This is a genomic window from Pseudomonas sp. AA-38, from assembly GCF_029457475.1.
In the GTDB taxonomy this organism is placed as follows: Bacteria; Pseudomonadota; Gammaproteobacteria; order Pseudomonadales; family Pseudomonadaceae; genus Aquipseudomonas.
Genome location: NZ_CP120359.1, coordinates 2208993 through 2232051 on the forward strand (window position 1 = coordinate 2208993; position 23059 = coordinate 2232051).

The window sequence follows — 23059 nt, forward strand, 5'->3', positions numbered from 1 at the left end:
AGCCCGGATGAAATCCGGGGCAAGGTTGAATGATTCTCCCCGGATTGCATCCGGGCTACTTCAGGACTGCACTCATGGCTCATCTGCCTCAAGTGAAAATCCCCGCCACTTACATCCGAGGCGGCACCAGCAAGGGCGTATTCTTCCGCCTACAGGATCTGCCCGAGTCCTGCCAGGTGCCTGGCGAGGCCCGTGACAAACTGTTCATGCGCGTGATCGGTAGCCCCGATCCGTACGCCGCGCAGATCGACGGCATGGGCGGCGCGACCTCAAGCACCTCCAAGTGCGTGATCCTGTCGAAAAGCACTCAGCCCGATCACGATGTCGACTACCTCTACGGCCAGGTCTCCATCGATAAGGCCTTCATCGACTGGAGCGGTAACTGCGGCAACCTGTCCACCGCGGCTGGCGCCTTCGCCATTCATGCCGGCCTGGTCGACCCCACTCGAATTCCCGAGGACGGCACCTGCGTGGTGCGCATCTGGCAGGCCAACATCCACAAGACCATCATCGCTCATGTGCCGGTCAGCAATGGGCAGGTGCAGGAAACTGGCGACTTCGAGCTGGACGGCGTGACCTTCCCGGCGGCCGAGATCGTGCTGGAATTCCTCGCCCCGTCCGATGACGGCGAGGAGGGCGGCTCGATGTTCCCCACCGGCAACCTGGTGGACGATCTGGAGGTACCTGGCATCGGCACCTTCAAGGCCACCATGATCACCGCCGGCATCCCGACCATCTTCGTCAATGCAGAGGACATCGGCTATCGGGGCACCGAGCTGCGTGAGGATATCAATGGTGACCCGGCGCAACTGGCGCGCTTCGAGCAGATGCGCATTGCCGGCGCACTGCGCATGGGGCTGATCAAGACGGCCGAGGAGGCCGCGACCCGTCAGCACACCCCGAAGATCGCCTTCGTCAGCCCACCCAAGGATTACTGCACCTCAAGCGGCAAGGACGTCAAGGCCAGTGATATCGACCTGTTGGTGCGCGCGCTGTCCATGGGCAAGTTGCACCACGCCATGATGGGCACCTGCGCGGTGGCCATCGGCACGGCGGCGGCGATTCCAGGGACGCTGGTCAACCTGGCCGCTGGTGGCGGCGAGCGCGAGTCGGTACGTTTCGGTCACCCGTCCGGCACCCTGCGGGTCGGCGCCCAGGCCAAGCGGGTCGAGGGGCAGTGGACGGTGACCAAGGCGGTGATGAGTCGCAGTGCGCGCATTCTGATGGAAGGCTGGGTGCGGGTACCGGGCGACAGCTTCTGAATCGCTCAGTGCTGGCTGGTGCCCAGCAACAGGCCACCGGCACCCACGAAGAAGGCGCCGGTGGTGCGGTTGAGGTTGCGCACACCGCGAGCGGTACGGATCAGGCGGCGAATCTGCAGACCGAATAGTGCGTATAGCAGCGAGGCCACGTATTCAGCCAGCAGGTAGGTCGCCCCGAGGTAGAGAAACTGTTCGGTGGCTGGCTGATCGGTGCGGATGAATTGCGGAAAGATCGCCGCGAACAACAAGATCGCCTTGGGATTGCTGATGCCGATGAGGAACTCTTGGCGTGTCGCCAGCCACAAGTTGCGCCGTGAGGGTAGCGCTCCTTGCTGCTCGCTCGGGGCGAAGGCGTGGCTGCGCCAAGCGCTGATGCCCAAGTACAGCAGGTAGGCGGCGCCGATCCATTTGATTGCAGTGAATACTCGCTCGGATGCCAGCAGCATCGCGCCGAGGCCGACAGCCGAAATCGAGAGGAAAAAGGCAAAGGCGGCGACTCGCCCAGTGGTGGCCAGCACTGCGGTGCCCACACCATGGCGGATGCCATTGTTCATCGAGCAGAAATTGTTGGGCCCCGGTGTTATAGCGATCAGCAGGGCGAGCGGGGCGAACAGCAGGGCGTCGTTGAGTGTCATGTTGGGCTCGCGCGAGGTTACTTGAGACGGCGCTCCACGCCTTTTTCCACCAGAATCTTGGCCGAAATTTCCTCCACCGAGAAATGCGTGGAGTTGATGAAGGCGATGTTTTCGCGGCGGAACAGGTTCTCCACTTCGCGCACCTCGAACTCGCACTGGGCGTAGCTGGCATAGCGGCTGTTGGGTTTGCGCTCGTGGCGGATGGCGGTGAGACGATCCGGGTCGATGGTCAGGCCGAACAGTTTGTCGCGGTACTTCTTCAACGACTCGGGCAGTTGCAGGCGCTCCATGTCGTCTTCGGTCAAGGGGTAGTTGGCGGCGCGGATGCCGTACTGCATGGCCATGTACAGGCAGGTGGGCGTCTTGCCGCAGCGCGACACGCCGACCAGGATCAGGTCGGCCTTGTCGTAATAGTGAGTGCGCGCACCGTCATCGTTGTCCAGGGCGAAGTTGACCGCCTCGATACGCTCCATGTAGTTGGAGTTCTGGCCGATGGAGTGCGACTTGCCGACGGAGTAGGAGGAGTGCGAGCTCAGCTCCTGTTCCAGTGGCGAGAGAAAGGTGGAGAAGATGTCGATCATGAAACCATTTGCCGTATCGAGGATCGCACGGATATCGCGATTGACGATGGTGTCGAAGATGATCGGACGTGCGCCGTCCCTTTCGGCGGCCGCATCGATTTGTTGTACCATGGCGCGCGCTTTATCGACGCTGTCGATATAAGGACGCGTGAGTTTGGTGAATTGGATATTCTCGAACTGCGCGAGCAAGCTCTGGCCCAGGGTTTCGGCGGTGATGCCGGTGCCGTCGGAGATGAAGAAAGCGGTTCGTTTCATTTGCGCCAAAGGCCTTAAGCTGAGATCGATTCTTGGCTATGATAGGCCGCGTTTTTCGCCGGGCCCATGGGGGTTTCGGCATTGTTACTTATTCAAGGGCAAGGCCACAATCGCGCGACTCTGGTCGTTCGACATTGCGCAGCCCACTGAGCTTTTCCAACACCGTTAGTGGAGAGATCACCTTGGTAGAGTACGTAGTTTCCCTCGATAAGCTCGGCGTCCACGATGTAGAGCATGTGGGGGGCAAAAACGCATCCCTCGGCGAGATGATCAGCAACCTGGCAGGTGCCGGCGTCTCGGTTCCAGGCGGTTTCGCCACTACGGCTCAGGCCTATCGCGACTTCCTCGAGCAGAGCGGCCTGAATGCCCAGATCCACGCGGCCCTCGATGCGCTCGACGTCGACGACGTCAACGCCCTGGCCAAGACCGGCGCGCAGATTCGCCAGTGGGTTATGGAAGCCGACTTCCCGGCCGAGCTGGACAAGCAGATTCGCGATGCCTTCGCCGCCATGAGCGCTGGCAACGACAACATGGCTGTGGCCGTACGTTCCTCGGCCACCGCCGAAGACCTGCCGGATGCGTCCTTCGCCGGCCAGCAGGAAACCTTCCTCAACATCCGCGGCGTGGACAACGTGATCCGTGCCACCAAGGAAGTCTTCGCTTCCCTGTTCAACGACCGTGCCATCGCCTACCGCGTGCACCAGGGCTTCGACCACAAGCTGGTCGCCCTGTCTGCTGGTGTGCAGCGCATGGTGCGTTCGGAAACCGGCACCGCCGGGGTGATGTTCACTCTGGACACCGAGTCCGGCTTTCGTGACGTGGTGTTCATCACCGGCGCCTACGGCCTCGGCGAGACCGTGGTGCAGGGCGCGGTGAACCCCGACGAATTCTACGTGCACAAGCCGACCCTGGAAGCGGGCCGTCCGGCGATCCTGCGTCGCAACCTGGGCAGCAAGGCGATCAAGATGGTCTACGGCGACGAGGCCAAGGCCGGTCGTTCGGTCAAGACTGTCGACGTCGACCGCGCCGAGCGTGCGCGTTTCTGCATCACCGACGCAGAGGTCAGCGAGCTGGCCAAACAGGCGCTTATCATCGAGAAGCACTATGGCCGCCCGATGGACATCGAGTGGGCCAAGGACGGTGACGACGGCAAGCTGTACATCGTCCAGGCTCGTCCGGAAACCGTGAAGAGCCGTTCCAGCGCCACCGTCATGGAGCGCTACCTGCTGAAAGAGAAGGGCACCGTACTGGTGGAAGGCCGCGCCATCGGTCAGCGCATCGGCGCCGGCAAGGTGCGGGTGATCCACGACGTGTCCGAGATGGACAAGGTGCAGCCAGGCGACGTGCTGGTTTCCGACATGACCGATCCGGACTGGGAGCCGGTGATGAAACGCGCCAGCGCCATCGTCACCAACCGCGGCGGGCGTACCTGTCACGCGGCGATCATCGCCCGTGAGCTGGGTATCCCGGCTGTGGTCGGTTGCGGCAACGCCACCAGCGTGCTCAAGGACGGCCAGGGCGTCACCGTGTCCTGCGCCGAAGGGGATACCGGCTTCATTTTCGAGGGCGAACTGGGCTTCGACATCCGCAAGAATTCGGTCGATGCCATGCCCGAACTGCCGTTCAAGATCATGATGAACGTCGGTAACCCGGATCGTGCCTTCGACTTCGCCCAACTGCCGAACGAAGGCGTGGGTCTGGCCCGCCTGGAGTTCATCATCAACCGCATGATCGGCGTGCACCCCAAGGCGCTGCTGAACTTCGCCAGCCTGCCGGCGGAGATCAAGGATAGCGTCGAGAAACGTATCGCCGGTTACGGTGATCCGGTCGACTTCTACGTCGAGAAGCTGGTCGAGGGCATCAGCACCCTGGCCGCCGCCTTCTGGCCGAAGAAGGTCATCGTGCGCCTGTCGGACTTCAAGTCCAACGAGTACGCCAACCTGATCGGCGGCAAGCTGTACGAGCCGGAAGAAGAGAACCCGATGCTGGGTTTCCGTGGCGCCTCGCGCTACATCAGCGAGAGTTTCCGCGATTGCTTCGAGCTGGAATGCCGTGCACTGAAGAAGGTGCGTGGTGAGATGGGCCTGAGCAACGTCGAGATCATGGTGCCCTTCGTGCGTACCCTGGGTGAGGCCTCGCAAGTGGTCGAGCTGCTGGCCAGCAACGGCCTGGCCCGCGGTCAGGATGGCCTGAAGGTCATCATGATGTGCGAGCTGCCGTCCAACGCCATCCTGGCCGAGGAGTTCCTCGAGTTCTTTGACGGTTTCTCCATTGGCTCCAACGATCTGACCCAGCTAACCCTGGGCCTGGATCGCGACTCCGGCATCGTCGCTCACCTGTTCGACGAGCGTAACCCGGCGGTCAAGAAGCTGCTGGCCAACGCCATCGCCGCGTGCAACAAGGCCGGCAAGTACATCGGCATCTGCGGCCAGGGGCCCTCGGATCACCCGGATCTGGCCAAGTGGCTGATGGAGCAGGGCATCGAGAGCGTTTCGCTGAACCCGGACTCGGTACTCGACACCTGGTTCTTCCTCGCCGAGGGTGGCGCTGCCTGAGGCGGCACCAATAGGTGACGAAAGGGCGGGTTACAAACCGCGAGAAAACTACTGCGCTCGGCCATGCTGCGTTAAAGAACGGCTCAAAATGCTCATTTACAGCGCGTAAACTGCGCTTTTTCGCCGTTCTTTGCCTTGCCTGACCTTCGCTCGCTACGTTTTCGCGCGGTCTGTTAGCCCGCCCTTTTTCGTGCTTGGCCTACTGGGCGTGCAGCCCGTTTCGTGTTTCGTTTTTCATGGCAAATTGCCCATGTGGTCGTCCGATTCATGCAAAGCAGCAGTGAGCTTTTTCCCGTCGCCCTGGTCAGCGCTGAGCTTCGTGGTGACCTCAGCGAGGATGTCTACCGCCTCAAACCCAACAACAGCCCCGATACCAGCGTCGAGCTGGCGCTGACCCGTCTGGGGCAGGCTGCTGCAGACACGCCGCGCGGTGTGCCGGTGGTGCTGTTGCATGGCAGCTTCTCCAACCGGCGTTTCTGGTATTCACCCAGGGGGTTGGGGCTGGGCGCCTACCTGGCGCGCGCCGGTTTTGATGTATGGATCGCCGAGATGCGTGGCCATGGTTTGTCGCCACGTAACACTGACTACCGCAACAACAGCGTGGCGCAGTATGCCCGGTACGACCTGCCCGCTATCGCCGATTTCGTTTTCGAGCAGACGGGGCAGGCCGCGCATTGGCTCGGTCACTCACTGGGCGGTGTTGTTTTGGCGGCGGCGCTCGGCGGCTGGTATCTGGATGGCGGGCGGGTACGCTCGGCCAGCCTTTTCGGCAGCCAGGTAAGCCGTGGTCACTGGCCGCTCAAGCTGCCGCCGGTACAATGGAGCGCACGCCTGGCCCTGCGCCTGTTCCCTTACCTGTCGGGGCGGCGGCTCAAGCGTGGGCCGGAAGATGAACCCATCGGCATTGTGCGGGAATTCCTGCGCTGGCAGAGATTGTTCGGACGCTTCGGCGAGCCGGAGCGCGACTGGTGGGCGGGACTGGCCGAGGTCAGACTGCCGGTACTGGCGGTCAGCGCCGTCGGCGATCGGCAGGATCCTGCCTGGGCCTGCCGCAAGTTGCTGCAGCAGTGCGGCCAGGCCAGCACGACCTTCCTGTTGCTGAGCAAGGCCAATGGCTTTTCCAGCGACCTCGGCCATATCGAAATGCTGGTCAGCAAGGAGGCGCAAACCGAAGTCTGGCCGTTGGTAAAGCATTGGTTGCAACATCTGCAGTTACCGCCAGATATCTCGGAGTAGAGCCTCTAGGCGATGCCGGGCGTTTCATCACAGGCGGCATCCCGGTAAGATGTGACGCCTCCAGGCGCTTTGGTCATTCTCCGGCCTGCGTGCCGGGCGACGTTCGCTTTTCGCTGTCGCAATCAAGCGGCCTGCTCAAGGCCAGCTGCTCCCATCCCTGCTCAAAGGAGTTTTGCCATGCACTACATCACCCCAGACCTGTGCGATGCCTACCCGGAACTGGTGCAGGTGGTCGAGCCGATGTTCGCCAACTACGGTGGCCGTGATTCCTTCGGTGGGCAGATGGTCACCATCAAGTGCCATGAGGACAACTCGCTGGTCAAGGAGCAGGTCGATCTGCCCGGCGAAGGCCGTGTGCTGGTGGTCGATGGTGGTGGTTCGCTGCGCCGCGCGTTGCTCGGCGACATGCTGGCCGAGAAGGCAGCGAAGAATGGCTGGGCGGGAATAGTCGTGTACGGCTGCATTCGCGACGTCGACGTGATCGCGCAGACCGATCTTGGCGTACAGGCCCTGGCCAGCCATCCGATGAAGACCGACAAGCGCGGTATCGGCGACCTCAACGTACCGGTGACTTTCGGCGGCGTGACCTTCAAGCCAGGCGAGTACCTGTATGCCGACAACAACGGCATCATCGTCTCCCCGCAAGCCTTGAGCATGCCGGAATAAGCCCGATGGTCGATCAGGATTCGGCGTTGCTGCACGCCTTCGTGCTCGACGGGCAGGGCGGGGCGCGCAGCATCGACCGGCGCGAGCTGGACGAACTGCAGCTCGGCGCCCAGGAAAGCCTCTGGCTGCACTGGGATCGTGGCCAGGCGCAGGCGCAGCGCTGGTTGCGTGAAAGCAGCGGGCTGGACGAATTCAGTTGCGACCTGCTGCTGGAGGAAAACACCCGCCCACGCCTGTTGCCGCTGCCAGACAACGAACTGCTGGTATTCCTGCGTGGCATTAACCGAAATCCGGGGGCCGAGCCGGAAGACATGGTCTCGGTGCGCATCTTCGCTGATGCTCAGCGGGTCATCTCGTTGCGCCTGCGCCCGCTGCTGGCCACCGACGCCCTGATCGCCGATCTGTGTGCTGGCAAAGGGCCGCGCACCTCTTCCGAGTTGCTGCTGGAACTGGCCCGGCACCTGACTGACCGGGTCGACGATCTGGTGGCCGAGCTGAGCGAGCAACTGGAAGCCGAAGAGGACCGTCTCGACAGCGACGAACGCTATCGTCCCGATCATGGCCTGATGCTGCAAGTGCGTCGCCGTGCGGCCAGCCTGCGGCGTTTCCTGGCGCCGCAGCGTGACCTCTATGCGCAGCTTGTCCGCAGCCGGCAGCCCTGGTTCTTAGAGGATGACGGTGATTACTGGAACGAGCTGAACAACAGCCTGACCCGTTACCTGGAAGAGCTGGAACTGGTCCGCGAACGCGTCAGCCTGGTGCTCGAAGCAGAGAGCCAGCGTTTGCGTGAGCGCATGGATCGCATCATGTATCGTTTCACGGTGATCACCGGCATGTTCCTGCCGTTGACGTTCCTGACCGGCCTGCTCGGCATCAACGTGGGCGGTATTCCGGGGGCAGAAAGCCCGACCGGGTTCTTCGTTGCCTGCGGCCTGATGGTGGTTCTGGCTGTCGCGCAACTGCTGCTGTTTCGGCGTTGGCGCTGGCTATGAACTGTGACCTGGCCCATGGCAAGGGCGTCTAGCCCAGACATCCAGTGAGGTGCCCATGCACGACCCATTTGAAGAATCCCTGCGCGATCTGCTCAAGACGACGCCGGCGAGCCGCGATGACGACGCTTGCCTGCATCGCGTGCTGAAGACCGCCAACCGCCAGGTCGGTGCGGGCGATCTGTTCAGCCTGATGGGGCATTGGCTACAAGCACTGATGATCGCCCTGAACAACGGCTCGGCGCATGTCGCGCCGGTTTCGCGCCGTACCCAATCCTCCGCTTCCGCTGACAAGGCCGATTGAAATGGAACTCGACCCCTGGACCCAAAGCCTGATTGCCGCCATGAGCGCCCTGTGGAACAAGGTGGCAGGCTTCATTCCCAATCTGTTCGTGGCGCTGGTGCTGGTGTTGCTGGGCTTCGTCGTGGCCAAGCTGCTCGATACCCTGCTGTCCAAGTTGTTAGGCAAGGTGGGGCTGGATCGCCTGATGATGGGCACCGGGATGACCAAGCTGCTGGGGCGTGTCGGTATCCAGGTATCGGTCTCCACCCTGATCGGCAAGATCGTCTACTGGTTCGTACTGCTGATCTTCCTGGTTTCGGCCGCTGAATCGCTCGGCCTGCAGCGCGTGTCTGCAACCCTCGACGTGCTGGCGCTGTATCTGCCCAAGGTGTTCGGGGCGGCCCTAGTGCTGCTCGCTGGCGTGCTGCTGGCACAACTGGTCAGCAGCCTGGTGCGTGGCGCTGCCGAAGGTGTGGGCCTGGAGTATGCCCACGGCCTGGGACGCGTCGCCCAGGGGCTGGTGATCATCATCAGCATCTCGGTGGCCATCGGCCAACTGGAAATCAAGACCGACCTGCTCAACAACGTCATCGCCATCGTGCTGATTTCCGTCGGTCTGGCGGTCGCGCTGGCCCTGGGGCTGGGGAGCCGTGAGATCGCCAGCCAGATCCTGGCGGGTATCTACGTGCGCGAGTTGTACCAGGTTGGGCAACAAGTGCAGATCGGCGAGGTCGAAGGACAGATCGAAGAGATCGGCACGGTGAAGACCATTCTGCTGACCGACTCCGGCGAGCTGGTTTCGGTGGCCAATCGCGTGATGCTCGAACAACGGGTGAACAGTCGCTGACGCCAATCTGTTATTTTATATAGCTGCCCGGCCGGTAGACCCGCCGGGCACTTTCGTCCTGTCCGTCGGCCTGACCCGTTTTGAACAAAGCTCAAACCCTGCCCACGCGTTACGATCCCCGCGAGCTCACCGATGAGGAGCTGGTGGCGCGCGCCCATGACGAGCTGTTTCACATCACCCGTGCCTACGAAGAGCTGATGCGCCGCTATCAGCGCACGCTGTTCAATGTCTGCGCACGTTACCTGGGGAACGAAAGAGACGCTGACGATGTCTGTCAGGAAGTGATGCTGAAAGTGCTCTACGGCCTGAAGAACTTCGAGGGCAAGTCCAAGTTCAAGACCTGGCTCTATAGCATCACTTATAACGAGTGCATCACCCAGTACCGTAAAGAGCGAAGAAAGCGCCGACTGATTGACGCCTTGAGTTTGGATCCGTTGGAGGAAGCCTCCGACGAGAAGACCCCCAAAGTCGAAGAGCGCGGCGGGCTCGATCGCTGGTTGGTACACGTTAATCCGATCGACCGGGAAATTCTGGTATTGCGTTTCGTTGCGGAACTGGAGTTCCAGGAGATCGCCGACATCATGCACATGGGCTTGAGCGCGACGAAAATGCGCTACAAGCGTGCGCTGGATCGGTTGCGGGAGAAATTTTCGGACAATTCCGAAACTTAATTCAGCAAACTGACACTAAAGCAGTGGCGAGATCTGATAAAATCGCCGCCAAGTTGCCGCTTTGAGTTACACGGGAACTTATTAACCATCAAGATGGGGATTTAACGGATGAAAGTAAAAAACACCTTGGGCGTAGTCATTGGTTCTATCGTTGCCGCTACTTCCTTCGGCGCGCTGGCGCAAGGCCAAGGCGCAGTCGAGGTGGAAGGCTTCGTCAATCGCTACTTCACCGATTCTCAGCGTGATTTCGCGCATGACGAAGGTAACCTGTTCGGCGGTAGCATCGGCTACTACCTGACCGATGACGTCGAGTTGGCACTGTCCTACGGTGAGTACCACGACCTGCGTGGTGAAGGCACTCAGGGCAGCAAGAACATCAAAGGCAACTTGAGCGATCTGAAGGCCATCTACCACTTCGGTCAGCCGGGTGCAGGGCTGCGTCCTTACGTGTCTGCCGGTTTCGGCCATCAGAGCATCGGCGACGCCAACAGCGGTGGTCGTAACCACTCGACTCTGGCCATCGCAGGTGCCGGCGCCAAGTACTACTTCACCGATATGTTCTACGCCCGTGCCGGCGTCGACGCTCTGTACAACATCGATCAGGGCGACACCGAGTGGCAAGCTGGCGTGGGTGTTGGTCTGAACTTCGGTGGCGGCAGCAAGCCGGCTCCGGCTCCGGTCGTTGCCGCAGCGCCGGAACCGATGCCTGAGCCTGCTCCGGAACCGGCCATGGAAACCGTTCGCGTCGAGCTGGACGTCAAGTTCGACTTCGACAAGGATCGCGTGAAAGAAGAAAGCTATGGCGACATCAAGAACCTGGCTGACTTCATGAACCAGTATCCGCAGACCACCACCACCGTTGAAGGTCACACCGACTCCGTCGGTACCGATGCCTACAACCAGAAACTGTCCGAGCGTCGTGCCAACGCCGTGCGTAACGTGCTGGTCAACCAGTACGGCGTAGACGGCAGCCGTGTAAATACTGTTGGTTACGGCGAAACCCGCCCGGTTGCCGACAACGCCACCGATGCAGGTCGTGCCATCAACCGTCGCGTTGAAGCGGAAGTGGAAGCTCAGGTCAAGCAGTAATGCCCTGATGCTTCGCGAAGAACCCGGCCTCGGCCGGGTTTTTCTTTTTCTGAAATAAAAAAGCCCGCCGAATACAGCGGGCAAACAACGGCTTCGCAGGAGCGCGAAGCGGTCAGGCATGCAGGAGCTGGGGCATGCTGATCTGGGCGCTGGCGCGGGCCACTTCGCCAATCACTAGGATGGCCGGGCTCTTCAGGGAAAAGGCCGCAGCATCGTTCTGCAGCGCCGCGAGCCGGCTGCGACATTCGCGCTGCGCGGGCAGCGAGGCGTTTTCGATCATTGCCACCGGCATATCGCCATTCATGCCGCCGGCGAGCAGGCCAGCCTGAATCTCGTCCAGCTTGGCCACGCCCATGTACACCACCAAGGTCGTACCGCTCTGCGCCAGCGCTTGCCAGTTCAGGCCGCTGTCGTCCTGCGTATGTGCTGTGACCAGGGTGACGCCACGGGCGACACCGCGCAGGGTCAGGGGGATGCCGCACTGGGTAGCACCGGCCAGGCCGGCGGTGATGCCGTTGACCAGTTCCACCTCGATGCCATGGGCGTTCAGCCAGTCGGCTTCTTCGCTGCCACGACCAAAGATGCACGGGTCGCCCCCCTTGAGGCGCACCACGCATTTGCCCTGGCGCGCATAGCGCAGCATCAGGCGATGAATGAAGGCCTGCGGGGTGGAGCGGCAACCGCCGCGTTTGCCCACAGCTACGATGCGTGCCCCTGGGCAGTGCTCCAGTACGGCGGGGTTGACCAGATCGTCGATCATCACGATATCGGCCTGGCTCAGGGCTTTCACCGCCTTGAGGGTCAGCAGCTCGGGATCACCAGGGCCAGCGCCCACCAGCCAGACTTTTGCGCTCATATTGCTACCTCGTAGGGTGTCGCGGGGCCGCCTGGGTTGTGCGCACCGAATGATTTTGCAGCGGTGCGCACAGCGCACCCTACGCGTGTGTCACCGCTGGCTGTCGAGCCAGCAGGCGTTTGATTTCAGGGACGCAGGAGCCGCAACTGGTGCCGCACTTGAGTTCCTGCTTGAGGCCGTTCAGATCCAGGCCGCGTTCGATGCCGGCGCACACCGCGCTTTCGCTGACGTTCAGGCAGTTGCACAGGGTCTTGCCGCGCAGCGCAGTGCTGGCGCTGCCCGGCGGTGCCGAGACCGGGGCGAGCAGCCAGCGACGCAGATCGGCGTCGGCCTGGCCATCCAGCCACAAGCTTCTGAGCCATTCGCTGGCGGCGGTTTCTCCGGCCAGGCGGATGCTGACGATGCGGCCTTCCTCGATACGCACACGCTTGCCGACGGTGCGGCGTGGGTCGTCATAGGCCAGCACCGGGCCTTCGTTCAGGTGCAGCAGCCGGTCGATCTGCGCCAGCAACTCGGGCTGCGGCGCTACGGTACTGGCGGCACGAATCAGCAGGGCGGGGCGCTCGCGCCCTGTGGGCGTGAGGCTGGCGAAGGCGAAGCCCTCGAATAGCGGGCGCAGCGCCTCGAGGCGTTGCTGCACTTGGCCTTCGACCAGGGCGAAGAACTGCCAGGGCAGCTCGACCTTATCCACCTCGACGCCGGCATGCTTGAGCTCTGGCTGCTTGGACAGTGGATCGCAGGCCGGCTGGGTCAGCACATTGGTGCCCAGACCTCGCAGGAAACGATTGCCCCAGTGCATCGGTAGCCAGGCCTGGCCAGGCCGCACACTGTCGTCGCTCTGCACCGGCAGAATCAGACTGCCGCGACGGCTGCGCAGCCTGACCAGATCGCCGTCCTGCAGGCGCCTGCGTCGCAATTCATCCGGGTGTAGACCCAGCAAGGGGCCTTCGACGTGGCCGAACAGTTGCGCGGCCGTACCGGTACGACTCATGCCGTGCCACTGGTCGCGCAGGCGGCCGGTGTTGAGGCTCAGCGAATAGCGCGCCTCGCGCCTTTCCTTCGGTGCGCGGTAGGGATCGGCATGGAACTGTGCGCGGCCGCTGGTGGTGGGGAAGCGGCCGTCGGCATAGAGGCGCGCGGTGCCCTGGCTGGCATCGGCCGGAAACGGCCATTGCTGCGGGCCCTGGTCATCCAGCAGGGCGTAGCTCAGCCCCGAGAGGTCGAGATCGCGCTGGGCGGTCAGGTGTTTGTATTCCTCGAACAGCGATTCGCTGCTGGTGAAGTCGAACAGGCTGGGCAGGCCGGGGCGGAGCAGGGTTTCCAGGCGACGAGCGAAGTCGCAGGTGATCGACCAGTCGGGCCGCGCCTCTGCGGGCGCTGGCACGGCCGGGCGTACATGGCTGACGCGGCGCTCGGAGTTGGTCACCGTGCCTTCCTTCTCGCCCCAACTGGCGGCGGGTAGCAGCAGGTCGGCGTAGTGGCAGGTCTCGGTGGTGAAGAAGGCTTCCTGCACCACCACGAAGGGGCAGGCGGCCAGGGCTTCGTGCACCTTGTTCTGGTTCGGCAGCGATTGTGCCGGGTTGGTGCAGGCGATCCACAGCGCCTTGATGCGCCCGTCGTGCACCGCATCGAAGAGTTCGATAGCGGACAGGCCGGGCGTCTCCGGCAGGGCATCGATACCCCAGTAGGCAGCGACTTCGGCGCGGTGTTCGGCATCGCCGGCTTCACGATGGCCGGGCAGCAGGTTACTCAGGCTGCCGGTCTCGCGACCGCCCATGGCGTTGGGCTGGCCAGTCAGGGAGAAGGGGCCTGCACCGGGTTTGCCGATCTGTCCGGTGGCCAGGTGCAGGTTGATCAGCGCGCTGTTCTTGGCGCTGCCGGAGGATGACTGATTGAGCCCCATGCACCAGAGCGAGAGAAAGCTGGGTGCCTGGCCGATCCATTGCGCGCAGGTCTGCAGCGCCTCACGACTGATACCGCAGATTTCCGCGACGGCAGCGGGGCTGTAGTCGCGTACCAGATCCTTCAGCGCCTCGAAGCCTTCGGTATGGGCGTCGATGTAGGCACGGTCGATCAAGCCTTCCCACAGCAGGATATGCAGGATGCCGTGGAACAGGGCGACATCGGTGCCAGGCAGTATCGCCAGATGCAGGTCGGCCAACTCGCAGGTATCGGTGCGCCGCGGGTCGATGACGATCACTTTCATGTCCGGCCGGCGCGCCTTGGCTTCTTCCAGGCGGCGGAACAGCACGGGGTGGGCGTAGGCCATGTTGGAGCCGGCGATCAGCACGCACTCGCTCTGTTCGATGTCTTCGTAGGAGCAGGGCGGCGCGTCGGCGCCGAGGCTGCGTTTGTAGCCCACCACAGCGCTGGACATGCACAGCCGCGAGTTGGAGTCGATATTGTGGGTACCGACCAGGGCGCGGGCCAGCTTGTTGAAGGCGTAGTAGTCCTCGGTCAGCAGTTGCCCGGAAATGTAGAAGGCGACGCTGTTCGGGCCGTGTTCGCGGATGGTTTCGGCGAACACGGCCGCGGCGTGATCCAGGGCGCTGTTCCAGTCCGTGCGGGTACGGGCCAGGCTCTTGCCCAGACGCAGCTCGGGGTACAGGCCGCGGGCGTCGAGATCGCCGGTCAGGTGCAAGGTCGAGCCCTTGCTGCACAGCTTGCCGAAGTTGGCCGGGTGGCTGGGGTCGCCGGCGACGCCGAGGATCTGCTCGCCGTCGTGCTCGATCAGCACGCCGCAGCCGACGCCGCAGTAGCAGCAGGTGGAGGCGGTAATTTGCGTGGGGCTGGCCATATCGGGCTCCTACAGGCGCAGGGTGAACAACGCTGTGTTTTGTCCTCCGCTGCGCATTTGTGTCGGTGGAAAATGCTTAGCGATTTTCCTCCCTACGGCTTACGCACATTTCTCGGTGGTATTCAGGGCCAGCAGCACGCGGCCGTTCTCGACCCGGACGTGGTGTCGGTGGGCGCAGCCGACGTCCGGTGCCACGGCCTCGCCGGATTCCAGTTCGATCTGCCAGTTGTGCAACGGGCAGGCCACGCGCTTGCCGTAGATCAGCCCCTGGGACAGCGGGCCGCCCTTGTGCGGGCATCGATCGTCGAGGGCGAAGACCTCGTCGGCTGCGGTACGAAAGATGGCGATATCGCCCTTGGGGCCTTCGACGATGCGCGAGCCCAACGGGTTGATCTCATCCAGGGCGCAGATATCCAGCCAGCTCATACCGTGGCCTCCTCGAGTTGCACGACCTTGATGGTGTCGAATTCCTTCTTCAGTTGTGGCGTCTCGATGCGCTGCTTCCACGGATCCTGCTCGAACGACAGGGCATAGTGCAGGCGCGCGGCCAGCGCCTTGCGGTTGGCCTCGTCGTCGATCACCGCCTTCTTGATGTATTCCATGCCGACACGCTGCAGGTAGTGCACGGTGCGCTCCAGGTAGAAGGCTTCCTCGCGGTAGAGCTGGAGGAAGGCAGCGTTGTATTCGCGCACTTCTTCGGCTGTCTTGACCTTGACGAAGAACTCGGCCACCTCGGTCTTGATGCCGCCGTTGCCGCCGATGTAGATCTCGAAGCCGGAGTCCACGCCGATGATGCCGACGTCCTTGATGCCAGCCTCGGCGCAGTTGCGCGGGCAACCGGAAACCGCCAGCTTGACCTTGTGCGGCGACCACATGTTGAACAGGTCGTGCTCCAGGTCGATGCCGAGCTGGGTCGAGTTCTGCGTGCCGAAGCGGCAGAACTCGCTGCCCACGCAGGTCTTCACGGTGCGGATGGATTTGCCGTAGGCGTGGCCGGAGGGCATGTCCAGCTCCTTCCACACCGCCGGCAGGTCTTCCTTCTTGATCCCCAGCAGGTCGATGCGCTGGCCGCCGGTGACCTTGACCATGGGCACGTTGTACTTGTCGGCAACGTCGGCGATGCGGCGCAGCTCCGACGGGTTGGTCACGCCGCCCCACATGCGCGGCACCACCGAGTAGGTGCCGTCCTTCTGGATATTGGCGTGGGCGCGTTCGTTGATCAGGCGCGACTGCGGGTCGTCCTGAGCCTCGCCCGGCCAGGTGGAAATCAGGTAGTAGTTCAGCGCCGGGCGGCAGGTGGCGCAGCCGTTGGGCGTGCTCCAGTTCAGGTACTCCATGGTCTGCACCATGGAGGTCAGGTGCTGTTCACGGATGGCCTTGCGGATCTGCCCATGATTGAGGTCGGAGCAGCCGCAGATGGCCTTCTCGCTCTTGGGCTTGACGTCTGCCGCACCGCCCACGGTGCTGATCAGGATCTGCTCCACCAGGCCGGCGCAGGAGCCGCAGGAGCTGGCCGCCTTGGTGTGCTTCTTGACCTCGTCGACGGAGAACAGGCCGTTCTCCTGGATGGCCTTGACGATGGTGCCCTTGCACACGCCGTTGCAGCCGCAGATTTCCATGCTGTCGGGCATGTTGGCGGTCTTGTCCGCGCCCTGGTGGCCGACGTCGCCGATGGCGCCTTCGCCGAACATCAAATGGTCACGAATCTCGCTGATGTTGTGGTTCTCGCGGATCTGGCGGAAGTACCAGCCGCCATCGGCGGTGTCGCCGTACAGGCAGGCGCCGACCAGTACGTCGTCCTTGATCACCAGCTTCTTGTACACGCCGCCGATGGGGTCGGAGAGGGTGATGGTTTCGGTGCCTTCGCCGCCCATGAATTCCCCGGCGGAGAACAGGTCGATGCCGGTAACCTTGAGCTTGGTGGAGGTCACCGAGCCCTGATAGCGGGAGAAACCGAGCTGGGCCAGGTGGTTGGCGCAGACCTTGGCCTGCTCGAACAGCGGCGCCACCAGACCGTAGGCGATGCCACGGTGGCTGGCGCATTCGCCGATGGCATAGACGCGCGGGTCATAGGTCTGCAGGGTGTCGTTGACCAGGATGCCACGGTTGCAGGCGATGCCGGCGCTCTCCGCCAGTTCGGTGTTGGGGCGGATGCCGGCGGCCATCACTACCAGATCGGCCGGGATCACTTCGCCGTCCTTGAACTTCACCGCACACACACGGCCTTCGCCGTTGTCCAGCAGTTCGGCGGTTTGCTTGGGCAGGAGGAACTTCAGGCCGCGGTCTTCCAGCGACTTCTGCAGCAGCTCGCCTGCGGTACGGTCCAGCTGGCGCTCCAGCAGCCAATCGCCGAGGTGCACCACGGTCACGTCCATGCCGCGCAACTTGAGGCCATTGGCCGCTTCCAGGCCGAGCAGGCCGCCACCGATGACCACCGCATGCTTGTGGGTCTTGGCGGTGTCCATCATGGTCTGGGTGTCGGCGATGTCGCGGTAGCCGATCACGCCGTCCAGATCCTTGCCCGGAATCGGCAGGATGAAGGGCGTGGAACCGGTGGCGATCAGCAGGCGGTCATACTCGGCCTCGCTACCGTCATCGGCGATCACCCGGCGTGCCTTGCGGTCGATCTTCACTACCTTGCGCCCGAGCAGCAGCTTGATGCCGTTGTCGGCGTACCAGTTGAGGTCGTTGAGCACGATCTCCTCGAAGGTCTGTTCGCCAGCCAGCACCGGCGAAAGCAGGATGCGGTTGTAGTTGGGGTGCGGCTCGGCGCCGAACACCGTGATGTCATAAAGATCGGGGGCGAGCTTGAGCAGCTCTTCGAGGGTGCGCACACCCGCCATGCCGTTGCCGATCATCACCAGCTTGAGTTTCTGCATGCCGGCTGTCTCCTGAATCGTTGATCACGGTAAAAGGTTGTCGGGTGCGATCTCGCGCCGCGACGGCTCTGAGCGTGGTCGCCAGCAATGGCGAACCGGAAAACAAAAAAGGCGTCCCGCTAGTCACCTAGCGAGGACGCCTTTGTCCAGATCCCGTTCTATCGGGGGGCGCCACCTTCTTCGTTGAAGGAGGCGCCTTGTTTACCTTGTGGCAATACCAATGCAGTGCTTGTGCCAACTCGCCGAGTGGCCCGTTTACAGGCTCTCGGCAGCGATAGTTGGCGCTTTTTTCACCGATGGATGCCTCTTTCTAGGGCGCAATGCCTTGCCTTGGTGCGTGCATTACTTGAGCAGCAGTACCGCCAGCAGCAGATTGATGAGCAGCGACAGCAACGCCACCGTGCGCCAGACCCGCAGTGGCTCGCGTTCCAGCAAGGGCCGTGGCCGCTTGTCGAGCGATCTGCGCTCGCCCATGTCCAGCGCCAGCAGCCATTCCTCGGCGGTCTCGAAGCGCTGTTCCGGGCTGGCGTCGACGGCGCGAGCGAGCAATTCGTCGAGCCAGGTCGGGATGTCCGGGCGGTAACGGCTGACCGGCACGGGTTGAGCGAAACGCGGGCGCTGGAAGGCTTCGATCTCGCCATGGGGATAGTGCCCGCACAGCAGGTGATAGAGCGTCACGCCAGCGGCGTAAAGATCGTGCTGTGGGTTGGGCGGGCTGCCGGCGAAGGCTTCCGGGGCGATATAGCTGGGTGTGCCGGGCAGGCTATGGACCTCGTCGTGGCTCAGGCCTGGGCAGTAGGCCAGGCCGAAGTCGAGTACGCGCAGTTCACCGTCGTCGCCGAGCAGCAGGTTCTCCGGCTTGATATCGCGATGGACGATATTGCGCCGGTGTAGCAGCCCCAGTGCCTTGATCAGGCGTGGTGCCAGATCCTGCCACTGCGCCAGGCTCAGCGGGCCCGTCTGGCGTAGGCGTGCCTCCAGGGTTTGTCCCTTGTATTCGCGCTGTACGTAATACAGATGCTGGCGTTGTGGCAGGGCGTGCACTTCGGGGAAGTGGCGACCGGCGACGCGGCGCAGCAGCCATTCTTCTTGCAACAGTGCCGGGCCAGCCTGTTCTTCGCTGGCGCGGCTGGTGGGCAGGGTCTTGAGCAGCCAGGGCTGGCCATCGGCATCGCTGACCCGATAGATCAGCGACTGGCGCGACTCGCCCAGCAGCCCTTCGACCCGCCAGCCCTCGAAGTGTTGCCCGGCACGCAGGCGCGGTGGCAACGGCCAGTGCGCCAATTGCGCCAGGGTGTCGGCCAGGGCCGCTGCCTCGGGGAGTCGCTCGATTCGCACCAGCAGGGCACTGGCGTTGTCCTGGCTGCCGACGCGGTGCGCTTCGGCGATCAGCGCCTGGCATAGGCCTTGGACATCGTTGCTGCTCTGTAGCAATTGAGCGATACGCGCGTCGCTGAGTGCGCTCCAGACGCCATCGCTGATCAGCAGGAAGGCGTCGGCGACCTGCAGCTCACCTTCCCGGTAATCCACCACCAGATGCTGGTCGAGACCCATGGCGCGCTTGAGCACATGCTGCATGCCCGGCTGTTCCCAGACATGATCCTCGGTCAGGCGCATGAGTTGGCCGTCACGCCAGAGATAGGCGCGACTGTCGCCGATATGCGCCAGGGTATAGCGCCGGCCGCGCAGCACCAGGGCGGTGAGGGTGGTGAGCAGCGGCTGACCGCCGCCGTTGGCCTGCAGCCAGCGGTTGTGCGCGGTGAGCAGGCGATCCAGGCTGTACTGCACGGGCCAGGTTTCCGGCGTGGCGTAATAATCCAGCGCCAGTGCCTGCAGAGTCGCACGGGCCGCCAGGCCACCATCGGCGCACTGGCTGACGCCGTCGGCCAGGCTCAGCAGGTAGCCCCGGCTGGCGGCCAGGGCCGGCGCCGGGGTGACCACACGCAGGGCGTCCTGATTCTCGCTGCGCGGGCCGGTGGCGCTGGCTTCGCCGGTGCTCAGTTGCAGGGCCATGGGTGGTTTCCGCAAATGGTTGATTGGGTAAGCGCTGTGGATCGTAGGGTGCGCCGTGCGTACCGGGCTCGACGATGGTGCGCTGGTGCGCATGGCGCACCCTACGATAGGTGAACCAGCGAGGGTTCGCTCACACCCGCGCAGCGCTGACCGCGGCACTGCCCCAGGTGGTGCGCCAGCGCTGCTTGACCCCATGCAGACCGACCCAGGCCAGCACGCCGAGGCTGGCGAACAGCCACAGGCCAAGCTGGTAATCCCCCGTGTGCTGCTTGATGGCACCGAGGCCGGCGGCGAGGAGGAAGCCGCCGATACCACCGGCCATGCCGATCAACCCGGTCATCACGCCGATTTCCGCGCGAAAGCGCTGCGGTACCAGCTGGAACACCGCGCCGTTGCCGGCACCCAGGCCGAGCATCGCAGCGACGAACAAGGCCAGCGCCGCACTCGAGCTGGGCAGGTTGAAGCCCACCACGGCAATGCACAGTGAAGCGATGCCGTACATCATCAGCAGGGTGCGGATGCCGCCGATGCGGTCGGCCAGGGCGCCGCCGAGCGGGCGCAGCAGGCTGCCGGCGAAGACGCAGGCGGCGGTGTAATAGCCGGCGGTGACCGGGTTCAGCCCGTACTGGTCGCTGAAGTAGCCGGGCAGGGCGCTGGCCAGGCCGATGAAGCCACCGAAGGTAATGCTGTAGAAGAACATGAACCACCAGCTATCGCGGTCGCCGAGGGCCCTGAGGTAATCGGCGAAGGCCTTGGGCTTGGGGCGCTGCGGGGCGTTTCTGGCCACCAGGGCGAAGATCGCCAGGGCCGCCAGCAGCGGGATCAGCGCCCAGCCGAACACGTTCTGCCAGCCCGAGAGTGCGGCCAGGCCCGGGGCGAACAGCGCCGCCAGTACCGTGCCGGAGTTGCCGGCGCCGGCGATGCCCATGGCCTTGCCCTGGTGCTGCGGCGGATACCACTGCGAGGCCAGCGGCAGTGCCACGGCGAAGGCGGCACCGGCGAAGCCGAGGAACAGGCCCAGCAGCAAGGCCTGTTCGTAGCTGCCGATACCGATTCGCCAGGCGCAGAACAGCGCCACGATGACCACCACCTGGCCGAGCAGGCCGGCGGTCTTGGGCGACAGACGATCGGCGAGAAAGCCCATCAGCAGGCGCAGCACGGCGCCTGCCAGAATCGGCGTGGCCACCATCAGGCCGCGTTGCTGGGCGTTCAGCTCCAGATCGGTGGCGATCTGTACCGCCAGTGGCCCGAGCAGGTACCAGACCATGAAGCTCAGGTCGAAGTAGAGAAAGGCGGCGAACAGGGTGGGGGCGTGCCCGGCTTTCCAGAAACTTGTATTCATCGATCACCTCATCAGCGAGAAGGAGCCCGACAGCGCGCGGCGAACCGTGGTCGTGGACACGGCGGCCGCGCCTGCCGGGGAGGCCCGCACTTGTGATGCAGAGCCCTGCGGCCTGGGCCGCAAGCAGGTTCGAGCGGTTGCAGCGCAGGTTCGGATCGCGAGGTCTGCGCCAGCCCCGGACACTGGGGCGAACACGAAAAAAAACGTCGCTTCACCACGGCCCGTGAGGGCGAGGTGAGGCGACGTCTTTGTCGTGAAGGAGGTGGCCGCCGTTGGCTACCTTGTGCCGTGATCTAGCAAGAGCTGCGCCAAGCAGGGTAAAGCCCGGCGGTTGCGGGTTCGAGGGCGTTCGGCGCACCCGTGCCTGGCGCAAAAGGAGGCGCTGGCGAGGCCGGTGCACCGCAACGGGGCGTGCTCACGGGGCGGATGATCAGCCGTATTTGGCGGGGGCCTCTGTGGCTTCGGCCTTGACGGGCATGGCGCTGCGCAATCGTGCAGATGCTGGGATCACGCAGTTGCTCAGCGGTGCTGACTGTTGAGGTGGTAGAAGGTCACGCGGCCTCCTTCCTTGTCCGGCCCATAGTTGTCCTGCACGTAGGCGCCGGCCTTGAAGTATAGGCTCTGGGTGCTCCAGCGGCTGCTCAACTGGCGGTACAGCGAGCCTTCGTCGCCATCGACACTGGCCACGCTGATGCCGATACGCCCGCTGGGCGTGACCCGCAGGTCGTAGCCGAAGCGCTCGCCGAGCTGCACGTTGTCGGCCAGCAGGATGTTCTGCACCTCGCTATCGCCTGGACGGGCGCGCAGCAGCAGTTCGACGCGACCGACGCCACGGCGATAGTGATACTGCAGCTTGAGCAGAGGGTCGTTCTCGCTGCCGGGCACGTCGGTGCTGTGCACCTGGCCGATCACCACCTTGCCCTTGCTGGGCACCTGATCGACCTGCAGTACCGCACTGAGGTAACTGTCCGAACTGGCATGCTGCCAGTTGTCGAGGCTGCCATCGCGCTGGGTTTCGCGCAGCTCGCTGCGTGGATAGCGGGCATCTTCGGTGGTGGAGCCGGTGACGGGTACCCAGAAGGTCACGCTGCCGTCGTCGTTGCGTCGAAAGTAACGGCTCTGATAGCCATTGTTCAGGCGCTGGGTGCTGATGGTGGTGGGAGTCGGTTCGGTGGGAATCGACAGATTCCAGGTGGAGAGGTCTAACACGGGAGTTGCCTGCCTGATTGTTGAGGATCCCTGTTCGTGTACAAGCGAAGCGATTGGTTCCGCCGCCCCGGCCCATGAGCCGGGGCGGTTGCATCGGTTCAGGCGGCCGGGCGCTGCTGGCGCTGGTAGAGGAACTCCAGCACGGCACTGCGATAGGCGTGGTACTGCGGGTCGCTGGCCAGGGCCAGGCGATCGCGCGGGCGCGGCAGCTCGACGCTGAGCGTTTCGCCCACGGTCGCCGCCGGGCCGTTGGTCATCATCACGATGCGATCGGACAGCAGCACCGCCTCGTCCACATCATGGGTGACCATCACCACGGTGCTGCGGGTCTGGGCGACGATGCGCAGCAACTCGTCCTGCAGGTGCGCACGGGTCAGGGCGTCGAGGGCGCCGAACGGCTCGTCCATCAGCAGCACCTTGGGTTCCATGGCCAGGGCGCGGGCGATGCCGACGCGCTGCTTCATGCCGCCGGAGATCTCGTTCGGGTGCTTGTGCATGGCATGGCCCAGGCCGACCATGTTCAGCGTCTGTTCGGTGCGGGCCTTGAGCTGGGCCTTGCCTTCGCGTGCGCCGAACACCCGCTCCACGGCCAGATGCACGTTGCCGAAGCAGGTCATCCAGGGCAGCAGACTGTGGTTCTGGAACACCACGGCGCGTTCGGGGCCGGGGCCGTCGATCTCGCGGCCGTTGCAGATCAGTCCGCCCTCGTTGGCTTCCAGCAGGCCGGCGATCAGGTTGAGCACCGTCGACTTGCCGCAGCCGGAGTGGCCGATCAGCGCCACGAACTCGCCGCGGGCGATGCTCAGGTTGACGTCTGTCAGCGCCTGGAAGCGGCCTTTCCTGGTGTCGAAGTGCTTGCTGACGCCGGTCAGCTCCACGAATTTGTCCATGTTC

Annotated in this window: 19 protein-coding genes; 9 read left to right on the forward strand and 10 right to left on the reverse strand. The window is 63.7% G+C overall.

Annotation, left to right across the window (positions count from 1 at the left end; translation table 11 throughout):
- Positions 1-74 precede the first annotated feature (74 nt).
- A complete protein-coding gene (prpF, locus tag PVE35_RS10035; RefSeq protein ID WP_277374547.1) occupies positions 75-1262 on the forward strand; it encodes a 2-methylaconitate cis-trans isomerase PrpF in 1188 nt (395 codons plus the stop codon).
- Between the two features lie 5 nt (positions 1263-1267).
- On the opposite strand, the gene PVE35_RS10040 is transcribed toward prpF, so the two are convergent.
- Both PVE35_RS10040 and PVE35_RS10045 read right to left on the reverse strand, forming a co-directional pair.
- Positions 1268-1897, reverse strand: coding sequence for a LysE family translocator (locus PVE35_RS10040; protein ID WP_277374548.1), 630 nt, complete (start codon positions 1895-1897; stop codon positions 1268-1270).
- 17 nt (positions 1898-1914) lie between these two features.
- Positions 1915-2733 (reverse strand): pyruvate, water dikinase regulatory protein, encoded by an 819-nt coding sequence (locus PVE35_RS10045; protein ID WP_268177810.1) that lies wholly within the window; start codon positions 2731-2733, stop codon positions 1915-1917.
- Positions 2734-2915: 182 nt separating this feature from the next.
- Between PVE35_RS10045 and ppsA the strand changes: the two genes are divergently transcribed.
- The 8 genes from ppsA (at position 2916) to PVE35_RS10085 (ending at position 11069) form a co-directional block, all read left to right on the forward strand.
- A complete protein-coding gene (ppsA, locus tag PVE35_RS10050) occupies positions 2916-5288 on the forward strand; it encodes a phosphoenolpyruvate synthase (RefSeq protein ID WP_277374549.1) in 2373 nt (790 codons plus the stop codon).
- Positions 5289-5555: 267 nt separating this feature from the next.
- Positions 5556-6524, forward strand: a complete 969-nt coding sequence (locus PVE35_RS10055; RefSeq protein WP_277374551.1) for an alpha/beta fold hydrolase — start codon at positions 5556-5558, stop codon at positions 6522-6524.
- 177 nt (positions 6525-6701) lie between these two features.
- Complete coding sequence (gene rraA / locus PVE35_RS10060; protein WP_129482420.1) at positions 6702-7190, forward strand: ribonuclease E activity regulator RraA; 489 nt, start codon at positions 6702-6704, stop codon at positions 7188-7190.
- A 5-nt stretch (positions 7191-7195) separates the two neighbouring features.
- Positions 7196-8182 carry a zinc transporter ZntB gene (locus PVE35_RS10065; protein WP_277374552.1) on the forward strand — a complete coding sequence of 329 codons (987 nt, stop codon included), beginning with the start codon at positions 7196-7198 and terminating at the stop codon, positions 8180-8182.
- A 49-nt stretch (positions 8183-8231) separates the two neighbouring features.
- Positions 8232-8483 (forward strand): CrfX protein, encoded by a 252-nt coding sequence (locus tag PVE35_RS10070; RefSeq protein ID WP_277374553.1) that lies wholly within the window; start codon positions 8232-8234, stop codon positions 8481-8483.
- Position 8484: 1 nt separating this feature from the next.
- Positions 8485-9309, forward strand: a complete 825-nt coding sequence (locus PVE35_RS10075) for a mechanosensitive ion channel domain-containing protein (RefSeq protein ID WP_268177805.1) — start codon at positions 8485-8487, stop codon at positions 9307-9309.
- An 80-nt stretch (positions 9310-9389) separates the two neighbouring features.
- Entirely contained in the window at positions 9390-9980 is a 591-nt protein-coding gene (gene sigX / locus PVE35_RS10080) for an RNA polymerase sigma factor SigX (RefSeq protein ID WP_268177804.1), read from the forward strand.
- 108 nt (positions 9981-10088) lie between these two features.
- Positions 10089-11069, forward strand: coding sequence for an OmpA family protein (locus PVE35_RS10085; protein WP_268177803.1), 981 nt, complete (start codon positions 10089-10091; stop codon positions 11067-11069).
- A gap of 112 nt (positions 11070-11181) precedes the next feature.
- Here PVE35_RS10085 and cobA read toward each other — a convergent pair whose 3' ends face one another.
- The 8 genes from cobA to PVE35_RS10125 form a co-directional block, all read right to left on the reverse strand.
- A complete protein-coding gene (gene cobA, locus PVE35_RS10090; protein ID WP_277374554.1) occupies positions 11182-11925 on the reverse strand; it encodes a uroporphyrinogen-III C-methyltransferase in 744 nt (247 codons plus the stop codon).
- 79 nt (positions 11926-12004) lie between these two features.
- The gene (locus PVE35_RS10095) at positions 12005-14722 is read right to left on the reverse strand and encodes a nitrate reductase (RefSeq protein ID WP_277374555.1); all 2718 of its coding nucleotides are present in this window, start codon (positions 14720-14722) and stop codon (positions 12005-12007) included.
- A gap of 99 nt (positions 14723-14821) precedes the next feature.
- Positions 14822-15148, reverse strand: coding sequence for a nitrite reductase small subunit NirD (gene nirD / locus PVE35_RS10100; protein WP_268177800.1), 327 nt, complete (start codon positions 15146-15148; stop codon positions 14822-14824).
- Complete coding sequence (gene nirB / locus PVE35_RS10105; protein ID WP_277374556.1) at positions 15145-17601, reverse strand: nitrite reductase large subunit NirB; 2457 nt, start codon at positions 17599-17601, stop codon at positions 15145-15147. Before nirB ends, nirD begins: the two co-directional genes overlap by 4 nt.
- 342 nt (positions 17602-17943) lie before the next feature.
- Positions 17944-19614 (reverse strand): bifunctional protein-serine/threonine kinase/phosphatase, encoded by a 1671-nt coding sequence (locus PVE35_RS10110; RefSeq protein WP_277374557.1) that lies wholly within the window; start codon positions 19612-19614, stop codon positions 17944-17946.
- Between the two features lie 130 nt (positions 19615-19744).
- Positions 19745-20956, reverse strand: a complete 1212-nt coding sequence (locus PVE35_RS10115; protein ID WP_277374558.1) for a nitrate/nitrite transporter — start codon at positions 20954-20956, stop codon at positions 19745-19747.
- A gap of 519 nt (positions 20957-21475) precedes the next feature.
- Positions 21476-22165, reverse strand: coding sequence for a polysaccharide lyase family 7 protein (locus PVE35_RS10120; RefSeq protein WP_268177796.1), 690 nt, complete (start codon positions 22163-22165; stop codon positions 21476-21478).
- Between the two features lie 98 nt (positions 22166-22263).
- On the reverse strand, positions 22264-23055 hold the full coding sequence (locus PVE35_RS10125) for an ABC transporter ATP-binding protein (protein WP_277374559.1): 792 nt from the start codon (positions 23053-23055) through the stop codon (positions 22264-22266).
- Positions 23056-23059: the final 4 nt, after the last annotated feature.